The 18,491-nt window shown below is 61.9% G+C and carries 14 protein-coding genes; 6 read left to right on the top strand and 8 right to left on the bottom strand.

What is annotated here, in order from left to right:
* The first annotated feature begins 26 nt into the window (after positions 1-26).
* Positions 27-1,484, top strand: a complete 1,458-nt coding sequence (locus tag AC6I99_RS11065) for a multicopper oxidase family protein (RefSeq protein ID WP_497945121.1) — start codon at positions 27-29, stop codon at positions 1,482-1,484.
* Here the strand turns inward: AC6I99_RS11065 and AC6I99_RS11060 are convergent.
* Together AC6I99_RS11060 and AC6I99_RS11055 are read right to left on the bottom strand one after the other, a co-directional pair.
* On the bottom strand, positions 1,481-3,907 hold the full coding sequence (locus tag AC6I99_RS11060; protein ID WP_497945122.1) for a phosphoketolase family protein: 2,427 nt from the start codon (positions 3,905-3,907) through the stop codon (positions 1,481-1,483). The two genes, AC6I99_RS11065 and AC6I99_RS11060, sit on opposite strands and share 4 nt — an antisense overlap.
* A 13-nt stretch (positions 3,908-3,920) precedes the next feature.
* Positions 3,921-5,069 (bottom strand): acetate/propionate family kinase, encoded by a 1,149-nt coding sequence (locus AC6I99_RS11055; RefSeq protein WP_497945123.1) that lies wholly within the window; start codon positions 5,067-5,069, stop codon positions 3,921-3,923.
* 167 nt (positions 5,070-5,236) lie between these two features.
* Between AC6I99_RS11055 and AC6I99_RS11050 the strand changes: the two genes are divergently transcribed.
* Positions 5,237-6,043 carry a universal stress protein gene (locus AC6I99_RS11050; RefSeq protein WP_497945124.1) on the top strand — a complete coding sequence of 269 codons (807 nt, stop codon included), beginning with the start codon at positions 5,237-5,239 and terminating at the stop codon, positions 6,041-6,043.
* A 67-nt stretch (positions 6,044-6,110) separates the two neighbouring features.
* On the opposite strand, the gene AC6I99_RS11045 is transcribed toward AC6I99_RS11050, so the two are convergent.
* Positions 6,111-6,608, bottom strand: a complete 498-nt coding sequence (locus AC6I99_RS11045; protein WP_224090115.1) for a pyridoxamine 5'-phosphate oxidase family protein — start codon at positions 6,606-6,608, stop codon at positions 6,111-6,113.
* 134 nt (positions 6,609-6,742) lie between these two features.
* Here AC6I99_RS11045 and AC6I99_RS11040 point away from each other — a divergent pair, with 134 nt between their 5' ends.
* Both AC6I99_RS11040 and AC6I99_RS11035 read left to right on the top strand, forming a co-directional pair.
* Positions 6,743-9,352, top strand: a complete 2,610-nt coding sequence (locus AC6I99_RS11040; protein ID WP_497945125.1) for a cation-translocating P-type ATPase — start codon at positions 6,743-6,745, stop codon at positions 9,350-9,352.
* Between the two features lie 53 nt (positions 9,353-9,405).
* A complete protein-coding gene (locus tag AC6I99_RS11035; protein WP_497945126.1) occupies positions 9,406-9,864 on the top strand; it encodes a universal stress protein in 459 nt (152 codons plus the stop codon).
* Here AC6I99_RS11035 and pta read toward each other — a convergent pair.
* Positions 9,861-11,936: a phosphate acetyltransferase gene (gene pta, locus AC6I99_RS11030; protein ID WP_497945127.1), complete on the bottom strand. Its 2,076-nt coding sequence runs from the start codon at positions 11,934-11,936 to the stop codon at positions 9,861-9,863. The two genes, AC6I99_RS11035 and pta, sit on opposite strands and share 4 nt — an antisense overlap.
* Before the next feature lie 206 nt (positions 11,937-12,142).
* On the opposite strand from pta, the gene AC6I99_RS11025 reads away from it, so the two are divergent.
* Entirely contained in the window at positions 12,143-12,565 is a 423-nt protein-coding gene (locus AC6I99_RS11025; protein ID WP_224090113.1) for a pyridoxamine 5'-phosphate oxidase family protein, read from the top strand.
* Here the strand turns inward: AC6I99_RS11025 and AC6I99_RS11020 are convergent.
* The 4 genes from AC6I99_RS11020 to AC6I99_RS11005 form a co-directional block, all read right to left on the bottom strand.
* A complete protein-coding gene (locus AC6I99_RS11020) occupies positions 12,504-14,372 on the bottom strand; it encodes a heavy metal translocating P-type ATPase (RefSeq protein ID WP_497947110.1) in 1,869 nt (622 codons plus the stop codon). The genes AC6I99_RS11025 and AC6I99_RS11020 overlap by 62 nt on opposite strands.
* Positions 14,373-14,444: 72 nt before the next feature.
* Positions 14,445-15,512, bottom strand: coding sequence for a zinc-dependent alcohol dehydrogenase family protein (locus tag AC6I99_RS11015; protein WP_497945128.1), 1,068 nt, complete (start codon positions 15,510-15,512; stop codon positions 14,445-14,447).
* A 72-nt stretch (positions 15,513-15,584) separates the two neighbouring features.
* Positions 15,585-16,049, bottom strand: a complete 465-nt coding sequence (locus tag AC6I99_RS11010) for a pyridoxamine 5'-phosphate oxidase family protein (protein WP_497945129.1) — start codon at positions 16,047-16,049, stop codon at positions 15,585-15,587.
* Positions 16,050-16,151: 102 nt separating this feature from the next.
* Complete coding sequence (locus AC6I99_RS11005) at positions 16,152-16,622, bottom strand: pyridoxamine 5'-phosphate oxidase family protein (protein ID WP_497945130.1); 471 nt, start codon at positions 16,620-16,622, stop codon at positions 16,152-16,154.
* Positions 16,623-16,774: 152 nt separating this feature from the next.
* Between AC6I99_RS11005 and AC6I99_RS11000 the strand changes: the two genes are divergently transcribed.
* A complete protein-coding gene (locus AC6I99_RS11000) occupies positions 16,775-18,484 on the top strand; it encodes a GAF domain-containing sensor histidine kinase (protein WP_497945131.1) in 1,710 nt (569 codons plus the stop codon).
* Positions 18,485-18,491 lie beyond the last annotated feature (7 nt).

Below are 18,491 nucleotides of genomic sequence, written 5' to 3'. Positions count from 1 at the left end.
ATCAAGGTTCTCGGTGAAGGACCCTGATGGAGCCCCTCAGCAGGCGTTCGGCGTTGCTCCTGGGAAGCCTGGGTTTGGCGAGCACTGTCGTGGGCGGGACAGGCCTTGTTACGACGCTGGCGTCCCATCCCACCGGTGCCAGCGTTGGAACCGATTTGACCTATCCGCCGGTTGTGAAGAGTTCGGCAGGCAGACTGAACGTCCAGCTTGAAGCCGGACACAGCCGTGTGGAGCTCGCGGGACGGCAGGCCTCCGCCGTTGCCTACAACAATGAAGTACCTGGTCCAACGCTTCGGATCCAACCCGGTGATGTCGTAAGAATCCACCTCGCCAATAACCTGCGTGAACCCACGAACCTTCATGTGCACGGACTGCATGTCTCACCCCAAGGCGACGGCGACAATGCTTTTATCGTTGTTGGCCCCGGCAGGACCTTCGACTACGAATACCGTCTACGTGAGGACCATCCTCCGGGCGTGTACTGGTACCACCCCCATCATCACGGCAATGTTGCCGACCAGATCTTTGGAGGCCTCTTCGGAGCGATCATCGTTGAGGACCCTGAGACCATCAACACGGTTCGCGAACGGATCCTGGTGGTTTCCGACACCACGTTGGACCCTTTCGGGAACGTCCAGCAGGCGTCTCAAATGGAGAGGATAGCCGGCCGCGAGGGCACGCTTCTCTTGGTCAATGGGCAACTCAATCCGCGGTTGGAGGCCCGCCCCGGCGAACGCGAAAGGTGGCGGATCATCAATGCCTGTGCTGCCCGTTATCTCCGTTTGAGCATTGACGGCCAGCACCTTCAGCTGCTGGCGGTGGACTCCGGTCGACTGCCACGGCCACTTGCCACAGAGGACCTGCTGCTCGCTCCGGGCAACCGCGCCGACCTGTTGGTCACAACAGTCACTGGCGATTCCGTCCTGCGAGCCACACAACACAATCGTGGCGTCCTGCCGGTAATCCCGGGCACTGGAGGATCGAAGGTGTCAGGTACGGAGGACAACGACAGCACACCTTTGGCCACGTTACGTGTTGCGGGAAAACAGGCAGGGCCGTGGCCTGAGGTGCCCGGGGGAAACCAAGGCCTCGACCTCAGGTCGTCCCCGGTAGCGGTCCACCGTCGCCTGACATTCGGCGCCGGGATGGGTATGGGGATGATGGGATTCACAATCAATGGCAAGCAGTTCGACGCCACCAGGACGGACACTACAGCTTCGGTCGGGAGCGTCGAGGAATGGACCTTGATCAACGGCAGCCCCATGGACCATCCCTTCCATCTTCACGTGTGGCCCATGCAGGTCATCGAAGAAAACGGCAAGGCATCGGATGTCGTTCGACGTCAAGACGTGGTGAACGTTCCTGCGAATGGCAGGGTCACGGTCCGCGTGGCATTTAGTGATTTCGTCGGACGCTCCGTCTACCACTGCCACATTCTTGACCACGAAGACCTGGGAATGATGGGCGTCATCGAAGTTCGTTAGGAATCCGGCTCCGACCATGTCCAGTCCCTGATCTCCGGAAGGTCTTCGAAATGCTCCCGTATGTAGGTTGCGTGGGCGTCAAGCTGGCTCAGACAGTGCTTCACAAGTTCTTCCGAACCTGCGAAGCGCCCACGGGCCCGGCGTAGCGCCTCCATGACCAGGTGGTAGCGGCTGACCCTGTTCAGCACCACCATGTCAAAGGGTGTGGTGGTGGTCCCCTGTTCGTTGTAACCGCGGACGTGGAATCTCTCGGGAAGTGGGCGGCCATGCAGGAGTTGATGGAGAGCCCGCGCGTATCCATGCCACGCCATCACCACGTCCACATCAGTAGTAAAGATCTCCTCAAACTTCTCAGTTGAGAGCCCGTGGGGATGCGCATCCGCAGGCGGGAGCACCATAGCATCCATGACGTTGACCACCCGCACGGTCAGCCTGGGGACGTGACGCTGGAGAAGCCAGGCAGCGGCCAAGGTCTCCTGGGTGGGAACATCCCCGGCACAGGCAAGGATGATGTCAGGTTCTGCAGCGACGGGTGAACTGCCGCGCTGTTCATTCCCGGCCCACCCCCATATGGACGCACCAACGGCAGCGTGCTCCCTGGCCTCGGCAAGCGTCAGATACTGGGGGTGGTCCTGCTTGTCGATGACAACGAGGTTTACGTAGTCCTTGCTCCCCAGCATGTGCTCCGCCGCCACTAACAGGGTATTGGCATCCGGCGGGAGGTAGACCCTGATGACACTTCCGGACAGGGATAGGACCGTGTCGATGAGCCCCGGTCCCTGATGGCTGAATCCGTTGTGATCGTTTCGCCAACAGGTGGAGGTCAGCAGGATATTCAGGCTCGGGACGGGCTGGCGCCATTCCAGCTCCCTGGAATGCTGCAACCATTTGGCGTGCTGGACTGTCATGGAGGCGCTCACCATCGCAAATGCCTCGTAGCTTGCGAAGAGGCCGTGCCGTCCTGTTAGCACGTATCCTTCGAGCCAGCCTTGGCACAGGTGTTCGGAGAGGACCTCCATGACCCGGCCGCTGGCCGATACATGGTCCTCAGCCAGGGCTGCGGCGCTGTTAGTGGGCGACTCCAGCAGGCACCTGTCCGTGGCTTCAAAGACTGCACCAAGCCGGTTGCTATTGGTTTCGTCCGGGCAGAAAAGGCGGAATTTGGGATCATCGGCGGTATCGACATAGATGTCCCTGAGCATCTCCCCGAGTGGTCTGGTGCTCTCGTGCATCAACGCTCCGCGAGGAACAGCCCCGACGGCGTACCGGCCAAGGTCGGGGATCACGAGTTCTCCACCGCCCACCCCGCGGCTCGCCGGCAGCGCTCCCATGCGAAGGTCGCCGTCGGGAGCCAAGGCCGCCAGTTCAGGGATAAGGCGCCCTTGGTCATCGAAGAGGTCCTCCGGACGGTAGGAGCGCATCCAGGTCTCCAGTTGCGCCAGATGCCCGGGCTTTTCCCTTACTCCAGCCAACGGCACCTGATGTGAACGGCTGGTTCCTTCAACCGGCACTCCGTCCACTGCGACCGGCCCCGTCCAACCTTTGGGAGTGCGAAGGATAATGGCAGGCCATCGGGCCGGACCCGTAACGCCTTCTTGGCGGGCATGCGATTGTATGGCCCGGATGGAGGCGTACGCCGAATCCATCGCGGAGGCCAAGGCTGGGTGTACAAGGTCCGGATCGTCTCCGGCAACAGTGACAGGGTCCCAGCCATGCGCCGCCAGCAACGCCGCGACGTCCATGTCCGTGCGACGGCCCAAGACCGTGGGACCAGAGATCTTGTATCCATTGAGGTGGAGAACAGGAAGGACCGCGCCGTCGCGGAGCGGGTTGATAAATGCCGGCGCCTTCCATGAACCCTCCAAAGGCCCTGTTTCTGCCTCTCCATCCCCAACCACACAGGCCACAATGAGGTCCGGATTGTCCATGGCGGCTCCAGTGGCATGCATCAGCGAGTAGCCCAGTTCACCGCCTTCGTGGATGGAACCGGGCGTGGCCGGTCCGACATGGCTGGCGATCCCGCCGGGCGTCGAAAATTGCCTGACAAGGCGCCTCAGCCCTTCAAGATCCCTGCCAACAGCCGGATAGACCTCTGAATAGCTGCCCTCAAGATACGTATTGGCAACGACGGCGGGGCCTCCATGGCCAGGGCCAGTCACCAAGAGGACTTCCGCCTTCGTGCGACAGATAAGCCGGTTCAGGTGGGCATAAATGAGAGACAACCCGGGGCTGGTTCCCCAATGGCCCAGAAGCCGGGGTTTGATGTGCCGTGCTTGCAATGGTTCGCGCAGAAGAGGATTTTCCTGAAGGTAGATCTGAGCCACGGTGAGGTAGTTCGCGGCAGCCCAGTAACGGTTGAGCAATTGAAAGTCCTCGGACTCCGGCCCATTGACTTGGCGGGTGTCCGGCGTGCTTGGCCTCATCTTGCAATCCTTCCTATTCACGTTCAGCGAGGAGTGAAGCAGTGGCTTCTGCGATTGCGCGCTCCTCGTCGCTGGGCACCACAAGCACAGGAAATGTGGAATCCTCCGTGCTGACGCCGCGGATGCCTTTCACATCAGCTGAGTTCCCGTCCGCGGCGACGCGTAGTCCCAAAGGGCCAAGCCAGGAAAGGACCTTGGCCCTGAACACATGGGAATTCTCGCCCACGCCCCCCGTGAACACTAAAACGTCGGGCCGATGAACCACCATCGAGTATGCCGCGATGTACTTGGCCAGACGGTAGGCAGCAGTCTCGAGGGCCAGAACTGCCCTGGGCTCTGCCCTCTCTACCGCAGCGCCAATTTGGCGCATGTCCGCCGTTCCTGCCAATGCCAGGAGGCCCGATCGATGATTGAGGACAGCATCGACTTCGTCTGCAGTGGCTCCCGCACGTTGCATCAAGACGATGATGGAAGGGTCCAGGTCCCCCGATCGGGTACCCATGACCAGCCCTTCCAGCGGTGTCATACCCATGGAGGTGTCCACGCTCCGGCCGTCCCTGACTGCCGTCACCGATGCGCCATTACCCACGTGCGCCACTATTGCGTTAAGGGAAGGACAGGCCACATCAAGAAACGCAGCCGCATCACGGCATGCCATCTCAACGGAAATGCCGTGGAATCCATAGCGCCTGACAGGGTGCGCTGTATAGCTGTCTTCCGGAATCGCATAGCGGGCTGCGAACTCGGGGATGGAACGGTGAAACCCTGTGTCGAACACAGCCACTTGGGGGACCCCCGGCCAGCGTTCTCCGGCAGTCTTCATACAGGCGGCGCTCGCGGGGTTATGCAGCGGCGCCAAGGGACTCAGCCGTTCAATGGCCGCCACAACGTCCGACGTAACGCGTACCGGAGTACTGAACCGGTCACCGCCGTGAACGACGCGATGTCCGATTGCCTCCGGAAATCCTGTTCCCGCGTTCTTGGCCACTGCGGCACCGATTTCTTCAAAAGTCTCCAGCAGGAGAGATGGATCATGGCGGCCATCCGGTGGCAAATTGACCTGTCCCGAAGTCAGGACGCTGTTGTTCCCAGCGGGGTGCAAAGTGTCCCTCAAATGGTATTTCAGCGATGAGGAACCGGGGTTCAGCACAAGAACTTGCACATTGTGATCCTTCCCGCCCGATGTCCAGTGGGAGCCTCCAGCCCTCTGCTGAGGACCCTAACGCACTTCTGCAGGCGGCGGAAAGGTCTTCTGGCCCTTGCGACGGCGACTTCACCCGCAGATAGTGGAAACGATCACTGTTGGGACACGCGAGGGGACGCCGTTACGTGAAGAACCAGATCGTGGCAGCCCTTGATGGTTCCAGGGCCGGCCGGAACGTCGCAGACTGGGCGGCGGCACATGCAGATGCCCTTGGTCTGGGGCTCAACCTCGTTCATGTCGTTCCGCCGGACTGGGCGTTTCCCGGGGCGGATGAACGAAAGTTGGCCCTGGAACGGGCTGGCGACCTGTTAGGCAGCGAAACCGGGCGGCTCGCCCAGGCGTACCCTTCGTTGGAGGTCTCATCCACACAGTTGACCGGAGAACCTGCAGAAACCCTCGCCGGCCTGTCCCCGGAAGCAAACATGCTGGTTGCAGGAACCGACCGCGGGCCAGGGACGGAAGGGCAGGGATACGGATCCGTCAGTTTCCAGATCGCAGTCACAAGCAACTGCCCTGTCGCGGTGGTTCCGGACATGGCATCCGGTGTCCGCACGGGCGTGGTGGTCGGAGTCGACGGCTCCGCCGATTCGCTCACTGCCCTGGATCTGGCGGCGAGTGAGGCACAGCGTATGGATGAAGAACTGATCATCGTTCATGCGACGGGTCCGGATCCCCGATCTCCCCGGAACGGTGGCATCATGGCCGAGGCCGTCCGCTGGGTCAACGAAAACTACCCCGGGGTATCCGTGCAGGAAAAGCTGGAGGACAGCCTCGGACCTGGGGACGCGCTGGTGGATGCTGCCAGGGAGGCCCGGCTGCTGGTCATGGGCTGCCGCGGGCGGGGTGGCCTACGGGTGCTGCTGGGATCCGTGGCACAGCACGTTCTCCTCAATGTCCAGTGCCCCACAATCCTGACGAGGCCGTCATCCTGACGAGGCCGTCCTGAAACCTGACAAGGCCGTCCTGAAACCAGACCGCCAACCCGGGCCGTCGCGCCCGCTACTGGTGTCCGGCGTCGTTCCCTTCCGCGGCCCCGTCGTCAGATGCGGCAGGATCCAGCGGCGGCCACCACTTGGAGGGTGGGGTGATGACAAACCGCCGTCCACTGATTTCCGTTGGCGTCACCCGCACCAAAATGTCCTTCGGACCGGGCTGCCACGGGGACAAGCCTGCATCCACCGCTTCCTGAATTTCTTCGGGATGGGTCACGAACTCGGGGCGTCCCTTAATGATGACGCTCCAGGCAATGGTCCCGTAACGGTTGAACCCGTCAGCTTCCATAGCAAGCACGGACCCTTCGCGGAGGGCGTTGTGTTTGGTCCCCTGCCCGGTCCTGAACAGCAGCGTCCCGAAATTAGGGATGTAGTTAACCGGGAAGATCTCCGGAACGTCCCCATTGATGAGTGCCACCCTGCACGTAGACGTGGACTGCAAATACTTCCAGCAGTCGTGGACGCTGAGTTCTTTCGTTTCCTGGTCCGGTGATGTGTTCTCCATGGCGCCGAGCCTAACGCCTCAGACGCGGCACGTGTAGGGCAGAAGGTCCTTTCCCAACCGTGCCCTTTGGCCCTAGACACGTCAGGGCTGCTGATGGAGCCTTTCAGGAACAGGCATCCCGTTTTGGAGAAACCATGTCCTCTGGGAACAAACCCCCTGCGCCGCTGCCTGCAGCGACCCGAACCGACGGCCTGAGTTCCCGCGAGGCCGCGGAGTTATTGGCAGAAACGGGCCCAAACGTTCTGCCGCAAGCCAGAAAGTTGCCGCAGTGGCGAAAGCTGTTGGGCGAGTTGACACACTTCTTCGCATTGATGTTGTGGGTTGCCGCCGCGTTGGCCTACATCGGTGGCATGCCGCAGCTGTGTGTGGCAATCATCGTTGTTGTCATCGTCAACGGGGTCTTCGCCCACATCCAACAAGAACGTGCCCAGCACGCAGCTGAACGACTGCAGGGCCTCCTCCCGGCCGAAGTGAATGTACGGCGGGACGGGAGGATCCAAAGCGTGCATGCCAGCGACCTCGTCCCGCGGGACGTCGTCATTCTGGCAGCCGGCGACAGGCTTCCCGCGGACATCCTGCTCGTTGCGGCCTCAAGCTGCACGGTGGATGAATCCATGCTGACCGGCGAAAGTGCAGCAGTGCCCAAAGGCAGCAATGAACCTGTCTGGGGTGGAACGTTCCTGGTCAACGGAGAAGCAGAAGGCCTTGTCACCGCCACGGGCGGGAACACCAAACTGGCCGCAATTGCCGCCCTCACGAGTGGCACCAAGTCACCACCAACTCCCCTGACCCTGGAACTCCGGAGGATAGTCCGGCTCATAGCCATTGTTGCTTTGACCGTTGCAGGCTCGTTCTTCGTCGTTTCGCTCTTGGTAGGGATAGTCTGGCGCGACTCGTTTCTGTTTGCGATCGGTGTTGCCGTCGCGCTGATTCCGGAAGGCCTCCTGCCCACCGTCACTCTGTCATTGGCTATGGGGGCGCAGCGTATGGCTGAACGGCAAGCACTCGTCCGCAACCTGGAGGCAGTGGAGACGCTCGGTTCCACCACCTTCATCTGCACGGACAAAACCGGAACCTTGACGCAAAACCGGATGAACGCCGTCGAAGTCATCACTTCCGACGGTGCAGTGAAGATCGTGGGCGAGGGCTACGGCCCCGTTGCACGGATCGAAGGACAGGCACGCAGCGCGTCGCTGCTGGCCGCTTTGGGTGCACGGGCAGCGTCGCAAGGACGGGCGGTGCAACACACAGGTGAATGGACGGCCAGTGGCGACCCCATGGAAGCGGCCATTGATTCCCTGGCACGGCGGCTGCTGGGGCGCGAGCCTGACACGGTCACCACCATGCGGCGCTTTGCCTTTGACGCCACCAGACGCCGGGAGTCCGTCATTGTCGGCGCAACGCTTTTCGTCAAGGGGGCCCCTGAATCGGTTTTGCCCTTGTGCGGGGACACCTCCGGCATCTTGGCCGACGCCGTAGAATCAATGGCTTCGCGCGGATTGCGGGTGATAGCAGTGGCAAGCCGGGAGTTGCCCGGAAGGGCAGAGGACTGGCTGGACCGATCGGCCGTAGAGGCCGAACGCAACCTTGTGCCCTTGGGCCTCATCGGGCTCCATGACCCGCCCAGGCCGGATGTCGGTGAGGTGATCAAGGCAGCCAGAGGGGCTGGGATCAGGATCGCAATGATCACTGGCGACCACCCATCAACGGCCGGTGCAATCGCCAGGGAGATTGGGCTGATGGGGCCGGACAACCTCGTCGTCCAAGGCGTCGACCTCCCGGAGGATGAGCAGATCCTCGGGGCCCTCCTGGACCGCGACGGCGTTGTGGTCAGCAGGGTGTCGCCGGAGCAAAAGCTACGCGTGGCGAAGGCATTGCAGGCCCGCGGCCATGTGGTGGCGATGACGGGAGACGGCGTCAATGACGGTCCCGCGCTTCGCCAGGCCGACATTGGGGTAGCCATGGGACTCAGCGGCACGGACGTGGCCCGCGAAGCTGCGGATTTGGTTCTCCTGGACGACCATTTCGCTACGATCGTGGCCGCAATCGAACAGGGGCGCGCTACCTACTCGAACATTCACCGCTTCCTTACTTACCACCTCACGGACAACGTGGCGGAGCTGGCACCTTTCGTCATCTGGGCGTTGTCAGGCGGCCAATTCCCGCTTGCGCTTGGTGTCCTCCAGATCCTGGCGCTCGACATCGGAACGGATCTGCTGCCTGCCCTGGCTCTCGGCGCCGAGCCGCCGGGTCAGCGCGTACTGAAGAGACCACCCGAAAAGCGGCATCTCCTGGACCGTCAACTCATGCTGAGGGTGTTCGCTGTAATGGGACCAACCGAGGCTTTGATAGCCATGGCAGCATTCTCCACAGTGCTGTTCGGCAGCGGCTGGGTTCGTGGCCAAATGTGGGATCCGGGTGTACTGATGTCAGCGTCCGGGGCTGCGTTTGCCGCCGTGGTGCTGGGCCAACTGGCCACCGCTTTCGCATGCCGGAGCGCAACGGCTCCCCCCTGGAAGCAGGGATGGTTCACCAACCGGCTCCTGCTGTGGGCTGTATCCGCGGAATTGGCGGCACTGGCCCTGTTCCTGTTCGTTCCGCCCCTGGCCGGAATCCTTGGACAGGCGCCGCCCACTGCCTTGGGGTGGCTCGTAGCCGTCCTTGCCATTCCCGGCGTCCTTGGCGTCGATTGGCTCTACAAACGGCTGCGTCACCGGCAAAGCGGAACCCCTTCGCGGGCCTGAAAACGTGTCCTTTGGCCCTATCCTGGCACCGCGCGCAGGGGCAAGCTGGTCCCATGAACCCACAATCACGGCCGAATCGAATTGTCGTCGGCGTCGATGGCTCGGAATACTCCTCGAAGACCCTCGAAATGGCAGGGCGGATGGCGTCCACCCTTGGCGGGCCCATGGACGTGGTCACCTGCATCGGCATGTCCGATTTCTACATGGCATCGCGCTTCGAACCTGAGCTGACCCGTTTTAGTTCACAGCTTGAGGACACCGCGAGGCGCCTGGTGGAGGAGGCACTTGAGCGCGCTTTCGGAGAATCCCGCCCCGAGGACCTGACGGTCACTGTCAAATTCGGCGATCCAGCGAAGGTATTGGTCGAGGAAAGCCGTGGATCCCAGTTGCTCGTCGTAGGCAGGCACGGCGCCGGCGGCTTCCTGAATCAGCCCATTGGTTCGGTCAGCAAAGCCTGCGCAGCCCATGCCCACTGCCCGGTTCTTCTGGTGGCTACGGAGGAAGACGCCTAGCCTGCTTGCTGGGCCTGGACGGCGGTGATGGCTACCGTGTTGATGATGTCATCCACGGTTGAACCCCTGGATAGATCGTTGATGGGCTTGCGCAGACCCTGCAGGATAGGCCCGACGGCGATAGCACCCGAGGACTGCTCCACCGCCTTGTAGGTGTTGTTGCCAGTGTTGAGGTCGGGAAAGATGAAGACAGTCGCCTTCCCTGCGACGGTCGATGAAGGCAACTTGGAGCTCGCGATGGTCGCATCCACTGCGGCGTCGTACTGAATTGGCCCATCCACCGGAAGATCAGGACGTGCATCCCTGACCAGTTCCGTGGCGCGGCGCACCTTGTCTACGGCAGTTCCGGATCCGGAGCCTCCCGTCGAATAGGAAAGCATGGCCACCCTCGGCTCTACACCGAAACGGGAAGCAGTGTCAGCGGAAGCGATGGCGATTTCCGCGAGTTGTTCTGCGTTCGGCTCGGGAACCACCGCGCAGTCTCCATAAACGAACACCCGGTCCGGAAACAACATGAAGAAGACAGAGGAGACCAGGCCTTCCCCCTCCCGGCCCTTCACGAACTCCAACGCCGGCCGTATGGTATTGGCCGTAGTGTGGGCCGCGCCGGAAACCATGCCGTCTGCTTCACCGAGCTGGACCATCATGGTGCCGAAGTACGCGCCATCAAGCATGATTTCCCGGGCGCGTTCCATGATCATGCCTTTCCGGGCCCTCAAGCGGCAATACTCGGCAGCAAAGCGCTCCCTGAGCGGTGAACTGGCAGGATCAAGTATCTGGAGCCCGCTCACATCGATGCCATGGGCTTCAGCGAGCTCCCGGATCGCAGCTACGTTGCCAAGGACCGTTATCCTGCAAACATCCCGGCGTCGAAGGATCTCGGCCGCCCGCAGGACGCGCAATTCTTCGCCCTCGGCCAGAACAATTCTTCGTTCCTGATTCCGGGCCCTTTCGATCAGCTCGTTGAGGAAGCGCAGGGGCGTCACAGTGGCCGGATGTGGAAGGGCCAAACGATCGAGCATTTCGGTTTCGTTGACGAAGCGGGACCAAACCCCCAGCGCCGCAGCCAGCTTACGGTTCTCCCCCGTGTGGATCTCACTGCGCACACCCGCGACCTTTTGTGCCGTGACATACGTATCTGTCGGGTGCGTGAAGACAGGGAAGGGCGCACGCTCCAACAACGGCAGCACGTGTGCACCGGGAAGCAGCCCATCCGACAGGATAATGCCCGCAGGCGTCGGAAGTTCGGGCGACAGGGCCGAGGCCACGCAGGCCATCATGACGTCGGAGCGGTCACCGGCAACGATGACCAGATCTCCGGCATGGAGAGTCTCAAGGAAGTTGTCCACGTTCATTCCCGCCACCTTGATACTGCGCACATCACGGTCCAGCTCTGTGCTGCCCGACATAAGGGTAAGGCCCAAGGAAGAGGCGACGTCTGCAACAGTTGGGGTGGAAATCTGCGGCACTTCGGGTATGACGTATGAAGGGACCTCCCCCGCAGATGCCTTTACAGCCCGATGGACGTCCCCCAGTGCCTTGGGATCGGCGCGATTCACCACCAATGCCAGGAGTGGGCAGCGCCCCGCCTTGAACTGCCTGACGGCTGCGTCCACGGCGCCTGCTGTCTGTGCCACCGAGAGTCCTCTTGCGCCAACGACGGCCAGCACCGGCAGCCCCAGGTTGTTCGCCAACCTGGTGTTGAGGTCCAACTCCCTTCCTGCGTCGTTTCCGCGAAGGTCCGAGCCGTCCACCACCACCACATCGCACTCTTGGGCAATCTCCCTGTATTCCGCCAGGATCCAGGAGAACACTTCGTCCTGACGGCCCGCCGCGACGTCCGCCCTCGCTGAGTCCAGGGACATGCCGCTCCGGCAGCGGGACTGTCCCAGTTCGTAGAGTCGGCGAAGCATGACGATTACGGGGTCCTCCTGGGCCTGGGCACTATCGACCAGCGGCCGGAAGAAGCCCGGACGTCCCGTCCTGCGATGCAGGGCATCGGCCAGACCCAAAGCAACCAGCGACTTTCCGGAACCCGGAGCAACGGAAGCAACGTAAACGCCCTGGACCATATGTCTCCCTCCACACCTGAACGGGCCCGCTTCACAGCTTCTCGCGGACAGGCCCGGGAGGCCAGAGCCGAAGGTCATGGTGCCGCACCTTCCCGCAGGACCTTGGACCCTGTTGCGGTCAACGTGGCCCGCCGTAGGATCACGGACATCAGCTGCGGCAGGCCATCCAGCCGGGCAGCCCCTACGTCAGGTGCAGGAGAAAGACCGTGGAAAATGACGAGCGACCAGGCACTGTCCTGTCCGAAGCCGACTCATGGAAGGTCCTCGAACGGAACCAGCATGGTCGTTTGGCCGTCAGCGTCCTGGGCGAGCCGGACATCTACCCCTTGAACTTCATCGCACACGGGAAGCGTTTGCTCCTCAGGACCAATCCGGGAACAAAGCTAGCTGAGTTGACTGTCAATGAGAAGGTTGCCTTCGAAGTGGAAGAGATCGTTGACGCCGAAGCCTGGAGTGTGGTCCTCAAAGGGACGGCGCGCGTCATCGAGTCGCAGTCGGAAATCGACGAGGCCGACAAGTTGCCCCTCAAACCGTGGATCCCGACCCGCAAATACACCTACGTGGAGATCACTCCGACGCGTGTCCAGGGCCGCTACTTTGAACTTGGGGATGAGCCCGAGCGCTACTGAACGCGGGGCCAACGGCCCTTGAACGTGCGCTGGCCAGCCGTGGACCAAGCGCCCTGAGCGCATTCAGGATAGTCGCCAAATCCACGAATTCCTGAAGCAGCGCTCCGGCCACGGCGGGGATCACACCCAACGTTGCCACCGCCATCAGGCCCAAGCTTAGGAGGATGCCTGTCCAGATGCTCGTACGGGCGATCCGCATGGTGTGCTGGCCGATGTCCACCGCGAAGGCGGCTCTTGAGAGGTCGTCGAGCATAATGACCACGTCCGCCGATTCGCTTGCCGCAGTGGCACCTTTGGCGCCCATGGCGATGCCGACGTCGGCCGCCGCCAGGACAGGGGCGTCGTTGACACCGTCACCAACCATCATGACCGGCCGCACAGTGAGGGCTGCAACGGTGGCGACCTTGTCCGAAGGCAGACACTCCGCCTGGACATTCCCGATCCCAGCGGTTTCAGCGATGTGATGGGCGGTCGACGAAGCATCGCCAGTCAGCAGCATGGTTTGTGCGACACCGAGCCTGCGGAGCTCCGTGAGTGTTTCCACAGCATTTGCCCGCAAGGGATCACTCATGATGAGTGTCCCGGCAAACTTTCCCTCCACACCTACGTAGACCGCGAGTTGCCCTCCTTCCAGGGGCGCGCTTTCAAAGCCTGCCGTATTTTCCTCGACGAACGCCGGCTTTCCCACCACCACCCTCCGGGTTCCGACATCGGCAGCCACGCCATTGGTGGCGTGTTCGCTGGCGTTCGTCGCCGGCAGCAACGGTAAGCTCCGCTCGCGCGCCGCCGCGATGACGGAGGCTGCAAAGATGTGCGACGAGTACTGCTCAGCCGATGCCGCCAGCTGCAACAGTTCGTTTTTTGACAGGCCTGCCGCGGCAGAAAGGCGAATCCCGGTCAGGACAGGCCTGCCTTGGGTGAGAGTACCGGTCTTGTCGAACACAGCAGTCTTCACGCGGCTGAGCTGCTCCAACGTACCTGCATTCTTGATGATGATGCCGGCTTTGGCGGCCCGGCTGGTACCGGCAAGGAAGGCGACGGGCGCGGCAATCAGCAAGGGACACGGAGTCGCAACAACGAGCACCTCCACAAACCGGACTGGATCGTGGCTGAGCCACCAGGCCGCCCCGGCAAGGACAAAGGCTACCAGGGTGAACGGCACGGCATATCTGTCAGCCAGGCGAACCGTAGGTGCACGACTCGCCGCGGCTTCCCTCACCAACGCAACAATCTGGCTGTACTGCGAATCGCCCGCGGAAGCCGTGGCCACCATCCGGATCGCGTCGGCCCCGTTCACGGAGCCACTGAGCAGCAAGTCTCCCGCCAGTCGCTCCGCCGGAAGGCTTTCGCCTGTCAGCGCAGACTCGTCAAAGGTCCCGACGTCGGACAGCAGCCTGCCGTCCACGGGAACAGTTTCAGCCGGCTTCACCAGCAGAATGTCACCACGAGCAACGGACTCGACGCCGACGTCTTCCACTAATCCACCGCTTTCCTCACGGTGGGCAATACGCGGGGTACGTTCCAATAGTGCGCGGAGCTCCTTGGTGGCGCGGCCGTGGGCAAAGTCCTCCAACGCTTCGCCACCGGTCAGCATGAGAACAATGACCAAGGACGCAATGTACTCCCCGACAATTGCGGTTGAACAAATGGCCGTAACGGCCAGGAGGTCAATGCCCCACCGTCCTTGAAAAAGGCCCTTGATCATGCTCCCTGCGCGGTAGACCGCTACCGAGAGCGAGTAAATGGTTGCCGTCCCCTGGGCTGCAGCATCGTGCCCGCTGATAATCAGTGCCGCAACGACGAGCATGGCCAGCACAGTGCCGGCCACCAACGGAAAGCGCGCTACCAGCGTCACCAAACGATGTCTCACGATGAATGTTCAGTCACGGGGCGTCCTGCTGAGCACCACTTTCAACGCCTCCGTTTCGGCGGCCCTGGAAAATGTGTCATAGGCGTCCATGATCCGGTCGAGGGAAAAGTGATGGGTGGCGAACTTCTCTGCGGGCAGCTTGTGCTGGGCAACCAAGCGCAGGAGCATCGGAGTGGTGTTCGTGTTGACCAACCCCATGCTGATATTGATATTGCGGATCCACAAGTCCTGCAAGGGCAGTTGAACAGGCTTTCCGTGAACGCCGATATTGGCCACATTGCCTCCTGGACGTACCAGCCGCAGGGCCATCTCGAAAGTCTCCGGAATCCCCACCGCTTCCATGGCAACGTCAACGCCGGCACCATCCGTGAGGGCCAGGACGTCGCTGATCCAATCCTGGCTTTCAGGGTTGACGGTGTGCGTTGCACCGAAATCGGCGGCCCTTGAAAGGCGGCTTACGTTGGGGTCGATGGCGATGATCGTTGACGCTCCGCAGAGTCCCGCCGTCGCCATGGCCGCCAAGCCAATGGGCCCGGCCCCCACTACGGCGATAATGTCGCCGGGAGCAACGCGGCCATCCAGCACGCCGATCTCAAAGGCTGTGGGAAGGATGTCGGACAACATGACGGCCTCATCATCGTTGACACCGTGCGGAAGCTTGTGAAGTGAGTTGTCCGCGTAGGGAACACGAACGAACTCCGCCTGGGTCCCGTCAATGAGATGACCGAAAATCCAGCCCGTACCCACTTGCCCTTCGTCTCCAAGGCAATGCGAAAACAGCCCTTTTCGGCAATTGGTGCAGTGTCCGCAGGACTTGATGCAAGAGATGATCACACGGTCTCCTGGCCTGACGTTGCCAACTGAACCACCAACCTCCACGACGGTACCCACCCCTTCATGGCCGAGGATCCGTCCAGGTTCCACCGCAGGTACGTCGCCCTTGAGGATATGCAGATCGGTGCCGCAAATGGTGGTCGTGTCGATGCGCACAATTGCATCCGTGGGCTCAGTGATGCCCGGATCCGGAACATCCTTCCACGACTTGGTGGCTGGACCACCGTAAACAAGGGCTTTCATGGTGCTGATCCGTCCTGTGCGTGGCGTTGCAGGCTACCGTTTAGCAGGCATGCAAGGCACTTTGAGAGTGGGTTAGTGGAAGGTTTCGGTACGCGCGTCGTTCAACGGGGTTCCCCAGAGGTCCGGTCGCTTGGTCTTGAAGCGGCGGCCGGTGACGGCGTCCGGAACGAGGCGCAGGTAGTAGTTCTTGCTGCCAGGTTGCCAGGGATCGAGCCCCAGCGCGTCAACCTTGGCCCTTTCCTGCCGGTCCAGGATCAGGGCTGTCCGGCCGCGAACGACCACGCTCCAGGCCTTTCCGCTGAGTGCCCGGTAACCGTCGATTTCCAAGGCACAGGACGTGGTCATGGTGCTCCAGAATTTCGTACCGGCACCTGTACGGAAGACGATGCTGTCTCCTTCCAGGACGTAATTCACCGGAAAGACATCAGGGTGCCCTTCAACCAGGACGGCCAGCCGGCCAACGTTGCTCTCACCCAGCAAGTCCCAACATTCGTCAGGGGCCAACCGTTCTACGACTGCATCAGGCTTTGTCTTCATGCCCTCGACGCTAGCGGCGGCAGGTCGCCGTCGTTAGGGCCGTTGGACCCGGGGCAGCGCGGGCCTGGATGCCGTGGGATCGGCCGCAGTGGGACCGTCCCGCTATTCCAAACCTGCGCGGGTGGCATCGTCCAAGGGGCTCCACCACGTCAGGGGCGGCGTCACTTTGAAGCGCCGCCCGGTCATGGAGGTTGGGACAATCCGGACAAAATGGTCCTTCCGGCCGGCCTGCCAGGGAAAGAGCAAAAGGCCAACAGTGTCCAGTACATCCTGTGTCAACTTGATGCTTTCCGTGGTCCCCTTGATTACTACGCTCCAGGCAATACCGGATCCGGAGTCCACACCGTCCGCCTCCAGCGCTACAGGCGTTGCCCCCAGTGCCGCATGGAGCTTTGTGCCTTCGCCAGTGCGGAAGACCAGGGTTCCGTGATCAACTTTGTAATTGATGGGGAAGATGTCGGGGTGGTCGCCTGCCCAGACTGCCAAGCGCCCCACCGACACACTGCGGAGCAGTTCCCAGCATTGTTTGATGTCCAGGTTCTCTGCCTCGGGGATTGCTGGTTTGTTCGTCATGCGATGACACTAAGGCGGCCCACGGGAATGCGACAGGGCCCAAAGCCCCCTACCCGGCAACGGTTTCGGGCGGAGGGGCCCCGGAGTAGGCTGGCACCAAAGATGGGTGAGGCACCTCCCGTGGTGTTGCCGGTCCTGGTCGAAAGGCGACAATGAACGACTCTCCGGAGGAAGCACGCAACGAGGCGCCGGGCGCGCCGGGAGTCCAGTTGGAAGACCTCCTGAAAGAATTCATGGCCCGGGCCGGAGAACTGCTCCAGGCCCAGGAGAGAACGCGGGGGCTGCTCGAAGCGGTGGTGGCCGTAGCCGAGGACCTGAGCCTCGAATCCGTGCTGGAGCGGGTTGTCAGATCCGCCTGCGATCTCCTCCAAGCACGCTACGGCGCTCTGGGCGTCATCGGCGAAGACGACGTATTAAGTCACTTCATCACCGTCGGCATCGATGACCACCTGGCCAGCCGGATCGGCCCGCTTCCCACCGGCCACGGGGTCCTCGGTCTTCTGATCACTGAGCCCGCACCGCTGCGGCTCCATGATCTCAGCCAGCATCCCAAAGCCCATGGCTTCCCCCGGAATCATCCTCCCATGAAGTCGTTTCTGGGCGTCCCGGTGCGGGTCCGGGATACGGTCTTTGGGAACCTCTACTTGACCGAAAAGGCCGGCGGCGAGGACTTCACGCCGGAAGACGAGGACCTGGCAATTGCTTTGGCGGCCGCGGCCGGCGTGGCCATTGAGAACGCCCGCCTCTACGAGGACGCCCGTCGCCGCACATCGTGGCTCGAAGCCTGCATGGACGTCACCGGCAGGATGCTGGAGGACGGCCAGCCCGAGAATGCATCCCTGGACCTGATCGCAAGCAGGGCTTTACTGGAATCCGGGGCGAAGCTGGCCTTGGTCCTGTTGCCTGCCGCCGAGCGGCCCGGGGTCTACACCGTGGAGGGTTCCGCCGGAATAGACAGTGTTGCACTCAGGGGCCGGGTGCTATCCGTGGATTCCACGGATACCGGCGCCGATACCTTCGAGGGAGCTGCGACCGCCCTCGACGATCCTTGGAGACTAGTTGACGAGACAGGCCATGGGCAGCCCGGCAAGCTGCTCATGGTGGACCTCAGCGCCCAAGGCGCCCATCAGGGATACCTCCTACTGGGCCGTTCGCCCGGCACCGGGGCCTTCTCCGCCACCGATATTGATATGGCATCCGTCTATGGCTCGCACGTGGCCCTGGCTTTGGCCCTTGACCGTATTCATCGCTTACGTGAACAGTTGGTCGTCTTCACTGACCGGGACAGGATCGCGCGCGATCTTCATGATCTGGTGATCCAACGGCTCTTCGCCGCAGGACTGAGCATCCAAAGCCTGCGTCGCTTCACCTCCACAGGATCAGCTGCAGGGCGGATCGATGCCATAACGGACGAGCTCGACACCAGCATCCGGGATCTTCGGAATACCATCTACTCCCTGCGGGCCACTACCAGTGAACCTGAACTCTTGAGCAGCCGAATCCTGCGGACCATACAGGCAGGGGCAAAGACTCTGCCACATGCACCACACCTGACACTGACAGGGGCCGTGGATGCCTTGGAAGACGAGGTTGTCGTAGAGCACCTGTTGGCAGTCATTACGGAAAGCCTGAGCAACGCAGTACGCCATTCGGGGGCAGAAATGATCACAGTGGCCGTGGCCGTGGAAGACGGCGCCCTGATCATGGAGCTGGCCGATGATGGCTGCGGATTCAAGGAGCCCGGTGCCGGCAATGGGCTCGGCAACATGATCCGCAGGGCCGCTTTACTCAATGGTTCATGCACTATCACCAGTGCCCCGGGCAAGGGTACCTTGCTGACATGGACAGTTCCGGTACTGTAAGCCGGCC

Source organism: Arthrobacter sp. TmtSoilC77, from assembly GCF_059739415.1.
This window is presented reverse-complemented; position numbering and strand designations above follow the sequence as displayed.